This is a genomic window from uncultured Pseudoteredinibacter sp. (assembly GCF_947500695.1).
In the GTDB taxonomy this organism is placed as follows: domain Bacteria; phylum Pseudomonadota; class Gammaproteobacteria; order Pseudomonadales; family Cellvibrionaceae; genus Pseudoteredinibacter.
Genome location: NZ_CANMSS010000006.1, coordinates 285,673 through 299,040 on the forward strand (window position 1 = coordinate 285,673; position 13,368 = coordinate 299,040).

Annotated in this window: 10 protein-coding genes; 6 read left to right on the forward strand and 4 right to left on the reverse strand. The window is 45.8% G+C overall.

Annotated elements, in window-relative coordinates:
* Nucleotides 1–113 precede the first annotated feature (113 nt).
* The 3 genes from Q1A08_RS13140 to Q1A08_RS13150 all read left to right on the forward strand — a co-directional run bounded on the left by Q1A08_RS13140 (nucleotide 114) and on the right by Q1A08_RS13150 (nucleotide 3,202).
* Nucleotides 114–734, forward strand: coding sequence for a TetR/AcrR family transcriptional regulator (locus tag Q1A08_RS13140; protein ID WP_299773616.1), 621 nt, complete (start codon nucleotides 114–116; stop codon nucleotides 732–734).
* A 36-nt stretch (nucleotides 735–770) separates the two neighbouring features.
* Entirely contained in the window at nucleotides 771–1,934 is a 1,164-nt protein-coding gene (locus Q1A08_RS13145; RefSeq protein ID WP_299773618.1) for an aromatic ring-hydroxylating dioxygenase subunit alpha, read from the forward strand.
* 122 nt (nucleotides 1,935–2,056) lie between these two features.
* A complete protein-coding gene (locus Q1A08_RS13150; protein ID WP_299773620.1) occupies nucleotides 2,057–3,202 on the forward strand; it encodes an acyl-CoA dehydrogenase family protein in 1,146 nt (381 codons plus the stop codon).
* A 260-nt stretch (nucleotides 3,203–3,462) separates the two neighbouring features.
* Here Q1A08_RS13150 and Q1A08_RS13155 read toward each other — a convergent pair whose 3' ends face one another.
* Together Q1A08_RS13155 and Q1A08_RS13160 are read right to left on the reverse strand one after the other, a co-directional pair.
* Complete coding sequence (locus Q1A08_RS13155) at nucleotides 3,463–3,813, reverse strand: hypothetical protein (RefSeq protein ID WP_299773622.1); 351 nt, start codon at nucleotides 3,811–3,813, stop codon at nucleotides 3,463–3,465.
* A 58-nt stretch (nucleotides 3,814–3,871) separates the two neighbouring features.
* A complete protein-coding gene (locus Q1A08_RS13160) occupies nucleotides 3,872–5,380 on the reverse strand; it encodes a PQQ-dependent sugar dehydrogenase (protein WP_299773624.1) in 1,509 nt (502 codons plus the stop codon).
* Between the two features lie 154 nt (nucleotides 5,381–5,534).
* Between Q1A08_RS13160 and Q1A08_RS13165 the strand changes: the two genes are divergently transcribed.
* Together Q1A08_RS13165 and Q1A08_RS13170 are read left to right on the forward strand one after the other, a co-directional pair.
* Nucleotides 5,535–6,368: a helix-turn-helix transcriptional regulator gene (locus Q1A08_RS13165; protein ID WP_299773626.1), complete on the forward strand. Its 834-nt coding sequence runs from the start codon at nucleotides 5,535–5,537 to the stop codon at nucleotides 6,366–6,368.
* A gap of 153 nt (nucleotides 6,369–6,521) precedes the next feature.
* Complete coding sequence (locus Q1A08_RS13170; RefSeq protein ID WP_299773628.1) at nucleotides 6,522–7,919, forward strand: aminotransferase; 1,398 nt, start codon at nucleotides 6,522–6,524, stop codon at nucleotides 7,917–7,919.
* A 65-nt stretch (nucleotides 7,920–7,984) separates the two neighbouring features.
* Here the strand turns inward: Q1A08_RS13170 and Q1A08_RS13175 are convergent, their stop codons facing one another.
* Complete coding sequence (locus Q1A08_RS13175; protein ID WP_299773629.1) at nucleotides 7,985–9,130, reverse strand: acyl-CoA dehydrogenase family protein; 1,146 nt, start codon at nucleotides 9,128–9,130, stop codon at nucleotides 7,985–7,987.
* Nucleotides 9,131–9,356: 226 nt separating this feature from the next.
* On the opposite strand from Q1A08_RS13175, the gene Q1A08_RS13180 reads away from it, so the two are divergent.
* Nucleotides 9,357–10,088, forward strand: coding sequence for a TetR/AcrR family transcriptional regulator (locus Q1A08_RS13180; RefSeq protein WP_299773631.1), 732 nt, complete (start codon nucleotides 9,357–9,359; stop codon nucleotides 10,086–10,088).
* Nucleotides 10,089–10,122: 34 nt separating this feature from the next.
* On the opposite strand, the gene Q1A08_RS13185 is transcribed toward Q1A08_RS13180, so the two are convergent.
* A partial coding sequence (locus Q1A08_RS13185; RefSeq protein ID WP_299773633.1) for a VWA domain-containing protein occupies nucleotides 10,123–13,368 on the reverse strand: 3,246 nt, incomplete at its 5' end.

Genomic DNA, 13,368 nt, shown 5'->3' on the forward strand with positions numbered 1-13,368 from the left:
CATTTGCCTTTACTATCTTGCATAGCCTCTCTACTTATCTTATATTTATCCTACCAACCGGTAGGTAGACACCATATTGGTTAAAATTAGGAAAACCCAGAGCAAATGACCCCATGACCAAGCTGAAATCCGTCAAAACACCTGAGTTGGATACTAAAAGCCGCATTTTGCAGGCCGCTTTAGAGGCCTTTTCCCAAAGTGGCTTCTACGGCACCAGCATTAATAGCGTTGCGGAAGCAGTAAATATCAAAAAGCCCTCATTGCTGCATCACTTCTCAAGCAAAGAGAAGCTCTATGGCGCGGTTTTGGAATCCATCTCCACCCGCCTGTTAAGTGAGCTAGAAGCGGCTATGGACAGCTCTGAAAACGAAAAAGAACAGATGTTGAGCGTGATGGATAGCTTCTACCGTTGGAATAAAGAATGTCCCAACGAGACTGTCCTGTTACTGCGTGAAATGCTAGATAACCCCCAGCGCGCCGCCACTGCTCACAATTGGTATTTAGCGCCCTGGCTAGAGCGATTAGTCGAGCTCATTCGCCGTGGCCAGCAGAACGGCCGCTTCCATGAGCTGGAGCCTATGGCATTCCTCTACAACATTATTGGTGCGCAGCATTATTTCGTGGTGTCCCTACCCACCTTAAAACAAATACTCAGAGCCAGTGACTTCAAGGCCCTATTAAAACAACAACGCCAAGAGCTGAAGACACTGATCGAATTGCGCCTGTTCAAATAAGTTAAAAAAAATTTGTAGAATAATGAGAAGCCTGATATGAAACATCAACGCCAAGTCGAGCTGCTGCGGCAGTGCTTAGATTATATCGATATGAAAACCACTCAGCACGAAGAAGAAGAGTACTTATCGCCGGTTTATAAGTACCACGATCAAGAGTACTTTGAGCAAGAGCTTGAAGCCGTATTTAAGCGCATGCCCAATATGGTGGCTCATGTCAGTGAGATAGAACTTGGCAATGGCTTTATCACTCGGGATTTGCACGGCATCAGTGTCATTATTGCTCGTCAAAACGACGGCTGTGATGATAGTAGCTTTAAGGCGATGCTCAATGTCTGCAAACATCGAGGCGCTCGCTTAGAAGGAGCTGAAAGCGGCTGCAAAAACCGTTTTGTATGTCCCTATCATGGCTGGATGTTTAACAATAAAGGCGAGTTAAAAGGCGTCCCTCATCAAGAGGGCTTTCCCAAATTAATAAAAAGCGATAGCGGTCTAAATGAACTATCGCTTTGGGTACGTAACGGCTTTATTTTTGTCTTACCAAACACAGATGTAGAGTTTGATTTTGATAAGTTCTGGGCACCGATCGCCGAAGATCTTAATGATTACAATATTGAAGATATGATGGTCTATCGCCCGGTGACTAAAACCTGGAACAGCAACTGGAAGATTGTCTCCGGTGGCGGCTTAGAGTCTTATCACTTTCAAGTGACTCATGCGAAAACTATTGCGCCCTACTTCTTCAGCAACACCTCTTACCTCGAAGACTTTGGCCCACATTTTCGCTTAATTTTACCACGTCAATCGATCAATAAATTACGCGAGCAAGATCAAAGTGAATGGCAAATTCGCGATCATACCCATATGGTGTACCAACTATTTCCCAACGTTGCTTTGCTGGTACAAGAAGACCATATCGCCATGTTTATCATGAGGCCTGTTAGCCCGAGCGAAGTTGAAATTACCTTTCAAATGCTAATTCCCAAAGATGGATTCGCACAGCGAGAACAAGCTCACTGGGATAGGAATCACCAGATCACCGAAATGACGCTAGAAGAAGATTTTGAAATGGGTGAGTCAATCCAGTCTGGCATTCTATCTGGCGCCAACCAGCATTTGCGCTTTGGCTTGTCTGAATGGGGCTTAGCAAGGCTTGAGCAGTTTATCGATCAGGCCATTGCCGGCCAACCTCCAGGGCAATAGGCATAAAACTGTCATTTTGAGCGAAATAAACACTAAAAGGGTCACCAAATACAATTGGACTGCTTTGGCATTCTTGTCATTATTCAAGCTATACACTATAGCTTGAATAATGAGGCCTAGATATGTCCCAGAATTATGACGACTCTGAATTGGGTTTATTTCGTGAAATGGCAGTACGCTGCTTAGAACAAGAAGTTGAACCCCATTACGAAGCCTGGGAAGAAGCCCACGCCACCCCTAAAGAAATCTGGCAAACCCTTGGTGCTGCTGGCCTACTAGGACCAGATCTACCGGAAGAATACGGCGCCGCCGCCACCTCCTTCCGCGTTGCACAAATGATCACCTATGAAATGTCCCGCATGGGCTATGGCGGCCTTGGCAGTGGCTATAACATCCACTCAAACATTGTAATGCCTTATATTCTGAATATTGGTACCGATGAGCAAAAGCAGCAATGGCTACCGAAGATGGTAAGCGGTGAAGTACTGGGTGCTATCGCCATGACCGAACCTGGCGCCGGCAGTGACCTAGCCGGTATGAGCACCAGTGCCGTACGCGATGGTGACGATTGGATCTTAAATGGCTCCAAGGTATTTATCACCAATGGTATCTATGCTGATCTCGTTATCGTATGCGCCAAAACCGATCCAAGTGCTGGTGCAAAAGGTATCTCCCTATTCTTGGTAGACACTTCATTACCTGGTTTTAATCGCGGTAAATCTATTCGTAAAATTGGTCAGCATTCTAGCGATACCGCTGAGCTATTTTTCGAAAATATGCGCATTCCCGCTAATGCGCTATTGGGTGAAGAAGGTAAAGGCTTTATCTACCTAATGGAAGAATTGCCCCGCGAGCGATTAGGCGTTGCCAGCCAAGCCGTCGGCGCTGCAGACGGAGCCATTGCCTTGGCCGTTGATTACACGAAGGATCGAAAAGCCTTTGGTCAATCGATTAGCCAATTCCAAAATACTCGCTTCAAAATGGCTGAATGCCAAGCCAAAGTAGAAACCGTGCGCGCCCTGCTTGAAAAGAATATGGATAAGTACGAGCGCTGCGAGATGAGCGTTGAAGATGCGGCCATTCTAAAACTAAGCTCAACAGAAATGCAGCTAGAAGTTGTCGATCAATGCCTACAAATGTTTGGTGGTTACGGCTACACCGCTGAATACCCTATTTCCCGCTTCTACGTTGATGCCCGCATTCAAACTATTTACGCAGGTACTTCGGAAATTATGAAAGAAGTTATTTCTCGCGGGATGTTTAAGTAAATCGATATTTAATCAGAATGATTAAGGCCAGTTTAACTGGCTCTAAAGTCCAATTGAAATCAAAAGCCCGATGCTGGAGTTAGCATCGGGCTTTTTATATTCGTTGCATCTTGACCAAATCCCTCGAAGGGATTTTGGGCTCAGCCGCAGGCTGAGCACCCGGATGGTGCGAATCTATGGTTTAAGCGTGTTTCAGGACAGCTACCGTCGAGCCTGAAATCGGCCCAGCACAACGTACTGGTTAAGAGAGTTCCTCAATTTTAGTTAGCAATGAAATCACATTTACTTAACTGGTAGTTATAGCGGCCACCTGCATCTAAACACGAATCTACTTCAATCCAATCCAGCAGTTTCAGACCGGAAAATACAATAAAAATCACAAAAACAAATAGCATTAAAAGAAACTTGGCTTTATTAGAAAATTGCATGCTTTCAGATTTTTCTCTACTTCTTAGGTGCTTTCTATAAATCAAATCAGGTGTAAGGACGAGCGTGGGGTAGCGTTTGTGCCACAATAAAGAGCGAGCGCCGAAGGAGCGAAAAAGACTCGCGCTTTCCAGCGAGGCTTTTTCGTGAGTGAGGGTAGCCTGGAGGGCCGCTGATCGTGGCACAAGCGCTACCCCACGCTCGACCGGTTCGGACCCCAAAACCATAAGCCTATAAACAAACTTACTCAGCTGAAAGTAAATACACCGCCACCGCTCGACGCTGAACCTCATCAAACGGATACACCGGCATAGGCGCATTAGGTTGCAAGAAATAATCACTTAAAGACTGCAAAGTGTAACGGCTCTTTAAAGCATCCAAAGGCTTACCGCCACTATTGCCCTTGCCTTGCAACAAATGACAAGATGCACAAGGATACTGATTGTAGAGCTTCTCGCCGACTGCCAAAGCTACCCGCATCTCTTCCGTGCTTAGCTCCTCAAAAGCCTTATCCGCTACCTCATCGCTAGCTAAATCGACCAAAGTGTTTTGCGACTGCCCGTGACAAACACGGTAAATAGAGCCCGCGTAATCATCAGAAACATAAACACAACCATCCGGCCCCTCGGCAATATCTACCGGACGCCCGATAATATCCTCGTCTTTTTCAAAGCCACTCAAAAAATCTTTGCCTATCACCGAGCCATCATCCTGCCAGTGTAAGGCCACCACCTTATAACCGTCAGCCTTGCTGCGATTCCAAGAACCATGTAGTGCTACCAGAGCCGACTTTTTGTAAGCAGAAGGAAACTTAGCATCACGAATAAAGCGCATCCCCAAAGGCGCATTATGAGCAGGAAAACCAAATACCGGAGAAGTAGAGATAGACAAACGATCTTCCTGACCAGGACCGAAATCAGGGTCTAAATCACCAAAGCCATTAATATAAGGCCAGCCATAAAACTGCCCTTCCTCTACCTTATTTAGCTCGCACACCGGATAATCATCACCCAGTAAATCACGACCATTATCTGTCGCATACAAACTGTTATCCCAAGGCGCAATATCCAAGCCAACGCTGTTCCGCAAACCGGCGGCAAAAACCTCACCGTTTTTACCATCAACATCAAAACGCATAATAGTCGCGCGACGCTTATCAGCCTCTTCACATACATTACAGGTAGAACCAATACTCAAATACAAATCACCATCATGTAAGCGAATCGATTTACTGCGATGATTACCATCATCCGGTAAGCTAGGAATGATAATTTCATAATCGCCCGCAAACTTCCCTTGCTCATGATCAAAGCGAACACGGCCAATCGCATTGGATTCAGCGATATATAAATAATCCTCGTAGAACTCTAAATCATTTGGCGCTTTTAAGCCTTCCATTAGAATTTCTTTGCCATCATGACGACCATCGTCATCCGCATCAGCTTTTAAACGCACTAGCTGGCCATCACGAGAAAGCACCGCTAAAAGATCACCCGAACGGCTAAACTCAATAAAGCGTACCTTAGTCAAGCCTTCAGCATAGCGCCCAACAGAAAAACCCTCAGGGACTTTCAAACGCTGGGCAATAACACTCTGCTGGGGCGCTTCAACACTGTAAACCCCCAAAACATTAAGAATGGCCTTGGCACTGCCCAAAGATAACGGCCCGAACTGCAACAAAGCAGCAATCGCCAGCGCTAAAACCAAAAGTAGAATGACAAGCCATTTAACAAGCTTAAACAGAAAGGCCACGGATATTTCCTTTTATTGTTATGGTTAGAGTCTTGGCAGACTATCATAATTTGCCTATATTGAGACGATTATGTTGCCTGACATGACGCAGCTCTTAATACGTGCAAAATAAGCATAAAAAGACCAAATTGAAGCCAATCTAGAGAGACCACAAATGCTTGAAGCCTTAATACCCGCCATGGCTCGGGTAACTGAGAATATCGGCCAGGAAGGCTTCGCGGACAGCATGCTGGCGTTCTTTGAACATATCTGCCCAGTGCAAAGCTTGGCCGCATTTGCTTTTCCCAGAGATGGACGCCCCAAGCTGCTACTGGATATTTACGAAGATGGCATTATCGGCAAGCAGGCCAGCATGAATCGCTATATGTCAGGGGCTTATCTCTTAGACCCCTACTTTCAAGCCTGCCAAGAGCAACAAGACAGCGGTATTTATCGTCTTGCAGAGCTTGCCGCCGATGACTTTGAGCAAAGTGAGTATTTTAAGCAGTATTTCCAATATGCTAACTTTGCTGATGAAATTGGCTATCTATTGCAGGTCGAACGGGATTATGTCCACCTATCCCTGTGTAGTACCAAGGCCTTTGACGAAACCGCCAAATCCAGCTTGCAGCAACTTAGCCCTTGGGTTCTAGCTATCATGTCCCAACACTGGCGCGAACTTGGCCAAGCCAACCCGACTCAAGAACAAGATGGTATGCACCAGAGATTGCAGCAAGCCTTCGCCCAATTCGGACTGTCATTTTTGACCCAGCGTGAGGCAGAAATCGCCCGCTTGCTACTGCAAGGCCACTCAACCAAATCGATGGCCGAACGCTTAGGCATCTCGATGGAGACCATTAAGGTGCACAAGCGTAACCTATACAACAAACTGGATATCAACTCCCAGTCCGAGCTCTTTTCGTTGTTTCTCAACTCCCTAAGCCTATTGGGTCCACAGGATATCGGAGACCCGCTATTGGCCTACCATCAACAACCCAAGGCTAAGTAAAGGACAAAATTCCAGTATTCCAATCTAACACCTACCCTATAGGGGTATGGGCAGCATGCTGGCTTTTGCATAGTCTTGTACCCTAAGCGATAAAGCAAAACCTAGAGCACTACATCTAGAGCACTACACCTAGAGCACAATACCGAGAATACTATGAGCCAGAGCGAGCAATACGATAGCCAAGCCATCAATCAAATTGATAAGGATCACCATCTGCACCCTTGGCAGATCTTCGATGTATTTCGAGAAGAAGGTGCCCTAGCCATAGCCAAAGGTGAAGGCTGCTATATCTACGATACCGATGGAAAGCGTTATTTCGATTCTGTCGGCGGGCTTTGGTGCAATAATATTGGTCTGGGCCGAAAAGAAATGGCCGAAGCGATTGCGGCACAAGCTTACGAGCTATCCTACGCCAGCCCATTTGTGGATCTCACCAATGTACCTGCTGCAAAACTCGCGGCAAAGCTGGCTGAATTAGCCCCAGCCCCGATTAACCATGTATTCTTTACTTGTGGTGGCTCAACCGCTGTTGATACTGCGTTTCGTATGATTCACTACTATCAGAATTGTCGCGGTAAGCACGAGAAAAAACATATTATTTCGCGCATGAACTCTTATCACGGCTCAACCTATGCCGCTATGTCGATTGGTGGCAAGCCTGGAGATCATCCGCCGGAGTTTGAATACATCAACGATACGATTCACCATTTATCTTACCCAAACTACTACCGCTGTGCGGAAGAAGGTCAAAGCGAAGCCGACTTTGTCGATCAGCTTGTTAAAGAGTTTGAAGATAAAATAGCTGAGCTAGGTGCCGATAAAGTGGCTGCCTTTTTTGCTGAGCCTATTATGGGTGCCGGTGGCGTTATCGTAGCCCCAGAAGGCTATCTACAACGTATGCACCAAGTTTGTAAACAAAACGATATTTTATTTGTTGCCGATGAGGTAGTAACGGCCTTTGGTCGTCTTGGACACTGGTTTGCTTCAGAAAGCGAATTCGGCATCATTCCTGATATGATCACTAGCGCAAAGGGTCTAAGCTCGGGCTATCAACCGATTGGCGCCTTGTTGTTTTCCGATGAAATTTGGGATGTCCTTAATGCTGAAGATTCAGGCCGTTGCTTTGCTCATGGCTTCACTTACTCTGGTCACCCAGTTGCCTGTGCAGCAGCACTGAAAAACATTGAGATTCTTGAGCGCGAAAAGCTCTTAGAAAATGTCATGGAAGTTGGCCCCTACTTCGAGGAGCAACTTAAAACTTTAGAAGATCTTCCTATCGTCGGGCAGGTGCGCGGCCGCAAGTTTATGGTCTGTGTGGAATATGTTGCGGATAAAGCCAGTAAGGCGTTATTTCCTGAAGAGGAAGATATCGGCAAACGCGTATCCAACCACGCTGATGAGTTAGGCTTAATTACCCGTGCTATTGTTCATCTAAATGTTATGTCGCCGCCACTGACCATGACAAAAGAGGATGTCGATTTTATTGTAAGCACCCTGCGTAAGAGTATTGAGCTTACTATCGAAGATTTAAAAACCGAGGGTTTATTGTAGTTCCCGACTGTTAGATTATCTTTTAAGTAGATAAAGCGCCCTTATAATACAAGGGCGCTTTTATTTTAAGGATGTGTACCCATAATTTTAGAAAGCACTGCCAGCATTGTTTCATCCGAGCCACCACCAATTGCCGCTGCGCGGATATCACGGTACACCCTTGCTACATAGTTATCCCACATAAAGCCCATCCCTCCCCAGTACTGCAAGCAATCATTGGGAATTTTCTGAGTCAATTTGCCCAGTTTGAACTTAGCAATGGTAGCTAGGCGAGTTACGTCTTCACCATGCATAATTTTTTCTACGGCATCAAAGCATAGCGAGCGTAGTAGTTCGACTTCTGCTTGCAGCTCCGCCAAATGATAATGAATGGATTGATTGTGCAGTACGGGCGCACCAAAAATTTGCCGTTCGCGGGTATATTCGATGGTTCTATCGATGCAGTTTTCAAATACCTTCAAGCAGCTTAAGGCACACCATAAACGCTCCTCTTGAAATTGCTGCATTTGATAGAAGAAGCCTTTACCTTCTTCACCAATACGATGGCGTACTGGAACCTTAACGTTATCAAAGAAGATTTGAGCGGTGTCTGAAGCATGCATACCCAACTTTTCCAGTGGTTTAGAAAAGCTGATTCCTGGGGTATCGCTCGGCACGATTATTAAAGATTTATTTTTATGCACCGGCCCTTCAGAGGTATTGGCCAACAAGCAAATAAAATCTGACTGTGTGGAATTAGTAATCCACATTTTTGTGCCATTAATGACGTAGTCATCACCCTGTTGCTTAGCCTGAGTTTTTAACTGGGCTACATCAGAGCCAGCGCTTGGCTCACTAACCCCAATACAAGCAACCCTCTCACCAGCAATCGCCGGGACTAGGAATTCTTGTTTTAAATCGTGACTGCCAAAGTTAGTTAAGGCCGGAGTTGCCATGGTGGTATGAACCCCTAAGCCCAAGGGGGAACTCATATGATCAGCTCGCCCAATCTCCTCAGCAAATATGGCTTGAAAGCTGTAATCCAGGCCCAAGCCACCGTACTCTTCGGGCTTGTTGATGCCTAGCAAGCCTAATTCCGCCGCTTTTTTATACAGCTCCTTGGCTGGGAAAATACCGGCCTTTTCCCAATCATCTACGTAGGGGTTGATCTCGTCGCGCACAAATCGCTGTACGGTTTCTCGTAGTTGTTCATGTTCTGCGCTAAAAATCATCGCCTTCCTCCTCAAACGTTACCGATTACTGATCAAATACAGCCATTGCATGATCATTGCCCCAATTAAGTGAGCATCACAACAATATATTGATGCATCGCTCACAGTCAAGTAGAGTGGCCTTATTAGCCGCTGGAATTGGGTTATACTGGCGTGCCTTTTACCCGCTCGAATGGGTAAATATCGATCAAAGATTTGACAAGAATAAGTAATCTCAGGAATCAACATGGCTGCCACCCGCCCTAAACCGGAAAATCGCTCTCAGGAAAGAAGGGAAAAGATCCTTCAGGCCGCTATCAGCTTATTTTCCGAGCAGGGCTACCACCACAGCAGCACTCGTCAAATCGCCAAGGCTGCCGGGGTTTCCGAAGGTACAGTGTTTAATAATTTCGAAAGCAAAAGCGCTCTTTTAGAAATTATTATTCAAGGCTTTTACGAGCGCTTAAGAAACACCGCCCAAGAAGGGCTTGTGAATAAACATGGCTGCAAAGAACAATTCGATTTCCTAGCGGAAAATCATATCTGCGTTATCTCGGAAGATAACTTTCTTTTAATGCGATTGCTGGCCGTGTACTTTAGCGAACATTTTAATTTCTATTTGGATTATCGTAACTCCAGCATCTTCAAGCACAGTAAAATCTACACCAGTCTTTTTGATCAAGTGATTCGCGAAGGCATCGCCCGTAAAGAATTAAAGGAAGATATTAAACTGAGCGCCATGCGAGACTTGTTCTTTGGTAGCATGGAGTATGGCGTCCGTAGCATGCTGGCGCAGCTTGAGACCGAAGAAACAGAGTTAAACCAGGAAAAGTTAAAAGCTTACGCCCACTCTCTTTGTCAGCCGATATGGCAAAGTATGGAAAACTCAGAAGATCAGCGCTCGAAAGACAACCAAAAAGAACTAAATTTGTGTGAACGTTTGGAGCGTATAGCCGATCGTTTGGAAGAGAAAATATAATACCGGAGCCTTTCAGGCCCCGGTATTTAACGGTTTACAACAAAGCAATTTCATCTTGCATGATGGCATTGCTCAGCGGTGAATCCGGCATAAAGGCATCATAAACATCTGCTGCCGTAGCCTCCTCATTAAGTGGCCCCTCCGGCTTCGAGCTAACAATAGTCACGACATTATCGGCAAACCAATGATCCAAGCTTTCCGCCTCTGTTGTATCCAAAATATCGCCGAAGTCTATGCCTGTTAAACCTTCAAAATTAGCAAGATCTGAATTTTCTGCAAGCAGTGTAGCTGGCACAGAAGATATACCATCTGTTGCAGGGAACATCACGATATTATCTTGCTCCTCCAATATGGATTCAGGCTCAGCGCGCTGAATTCTAAACGGACTTGAGCTTGAACTAGCACGAGTTACATTAAAGGTTAGCAACGCATTATTAGGATCTGGTGCTGCTGGATCAGAATTTTGGGAAACATCTCCATCAACATCCAATAAGCGGAAACCAAAATACTCGCTTACATCACTCGTCACTTGATAGTTAGCTTGATATGAATAATCACCACTGATCATATCGACAGTAAGCTCAGCGCCAAGCGCTGTTGTAATAAGCAATGTCTGGCCACTGATCACCACCCCCGTCTGAGTGTTGGTAATTTCATCAGTTAGCCTATTGTAACGATAAAGTACATCATCGCTGCTATCGTCTGGTGTATCGCGACGATCGACAAATTCAAGAATAATGCCGCCATCGGCGCCGAATAGTCCACCTAGGTTGCCCAACAAATTACCGTCCACCTCAGGAATTTCTACAGTGCTTTGTAAGGCATCATCCAGATCATTTAAATCATCGACTTGAATAGCATCTTTATCGACACCATTCTCGCCATCATAGGCGATAGGATTTAAGCTGGCTAAGGTTGGCCCCGTACCCATTCCAAAAGAGTAGGCATCCACATCGTTACTATTTAAAAACGTAATCCAAGCGCTTTCTTCATTAGCTTGAATGCCAAAATCAGCGTTACCAGGGCTGCTATTTTGATCCAAGACAGGAGAATTGGCCAATACATTCACATCACCGTCGGCCGCGGTAGGCTCGCCATCAGATAAGAAATATAAAACATTTTTGGCATTCGCCAGCATATTGCCATTGTTAGCGCCGGTATAAGCGGTCTGCGCCACCGCTAGCGCACCATCATAGTTTGTCCACCCTCCGGCACTTAACGCATCAACATCAAGTTTAGCTGCATCTGAAGATTGCCAATAAGGCTGTTCGACACTTGCGGAGGTACTAAAGCCAACAATGGTAACTCGCACATCGCCATTGGCTTCATAGGTATCGATTAAGCGATTGATTGCTTCTTTAGCGAGCGCCAAATTACTGCCCGCCATACTGCCAGAAATATCCAATACGATCATTAAATTGGTTTGCGCTGGAGGCACTTCGATTTGACGCGTCACATCTTCAACCAATGGCGAGTCGTCTTCTACCGATACGGTGAAATTACTATTTGCTACAGGATTTACACCGTCATCGATCGAGATTCCAAATTGCAGATCTAAAACATCTTCAACATTAGCTACAGGGTGATCAATACCGCGCTCAAAGGTAACGGTATAGTCCATGCTATGACTTCCCGTGTTACTCACGAGCGGATCTAAAATAACAGTCGCTACCGTAACCGGGGTACCATTGTCATCGTAGCTACCGGTTAAAGTACGGCTGCCACTGTCATAGCTCCACACGACGGCATTACCCGCCGAGCTTATACCACTAGGCCCCGACAAACTGATTGCAAATGGATTATTATCGCCTGCATCATCAAAACTAATTGTGCCTGTCGCACTAGCAGAATCAGTTGTATCTGTTGGGCTACCAATCGAGTCAGGCAAACCAGTTGGAGTGATTCCTTCCTCAGATACAGTTGCGGAGCTCGCCTGCAGGTTGTCCGGAGTTTCATCGTCATCAAGAATAGTGCCCAAACCTGTATCAGATACAGTGCTGCCATTGCTGCTAAGTTCGGCACTTAAGGTGAAGGATTCATCGGCCTCATCGATTAAATCACTAACCGTATCAGTTCTAACTTGAATTAACTGATTACCACCGCCAGGTAAATCGATAATTCTATTGGCGGGAACATCCAGCCATGGGCCACTGTCACCAAGTCGGTATTGGAACAAGGCTGCATTAAAATCACCTGGAGTGACCGCAGTACCAACAATCAAATTTAATTCCACTTGGCTATTTAATGCTGCCTCGCCGACCAACACCCCAAAGACGGCATTTTCACCTTCATTAACCGTTACATCGCCCGTTCCAGTATTCGGCTGCCCAACACTGATTGTAGGTTCATTGATATCATTGATAGTACCCGTAGCGGTATCGCTTACATCAGTACCGTTACTATTTAGATCCGCCGTTAAAGTAAATGTCTCGGAGCTTTCATCAAGATCATCTACTAAAGTATTAGTACGAACATCGAGAGTTTGGTTACCGCCATTGGTTAATGTAATCTCACCATTCGCTGGAACATCAATCCAAGTAGTTGTGCCCGCTTCGCGGTATTGGAAGTCACCCGTGTTGTAATCCAATGGGCTGTTCGCTGTGCCGTCAGTAAGCGACAAGGTTAGAGTCGCCCCTTGTGCAGCATCACTAACTACAACACCAAAGACGGTATCCTGGCCTTCATCAACAGTCACATCACCAGTGCCGGTATTGGGTTGCCCAACATTTACCGTTGGCTCATTGGTGTCATTGATAGTACCAGTAGCATTATCACTAACATCAGTACCGTTACTATTCAGATCCGCAGTTAAGGTAAATGTCTCGGAGTTTTCGTCGAGATCATCGACCAATGTATTGGTGCGAACATCTAAGGTTTGATTACCACCGTTGGTTAAAGTGATCTCACCATTCGCTGGAACATCAATCCAAGTAGTTGTGCCCGCTTCGCGGTATTGGAAGTCACCCGTGTTGTAATCCAATGGGCTGTTCGCTGTGCCGTCAGTAAGCGACAAGGTTAGAGTCGCCCCTTGTGCAGCATCACTAACTACAACACCAAAGACGGTATCCTGGCCTTCATCTACAGTGACATCACCTGTACCAGTATTCGGTTGGCCAACATTAACCGTAGGCTCATTGGTGTCGTTAATAGTACCCGTAGCGGTATCGCTTACATCCGTACCGTTACTATTTAAATCTGCGGTGAGCGTAAAGGTTTCGGAATTCTCATCAAGATCATCGACCAATGTATTGGTGCGAACATCTAAGGTTTGATTCCCACC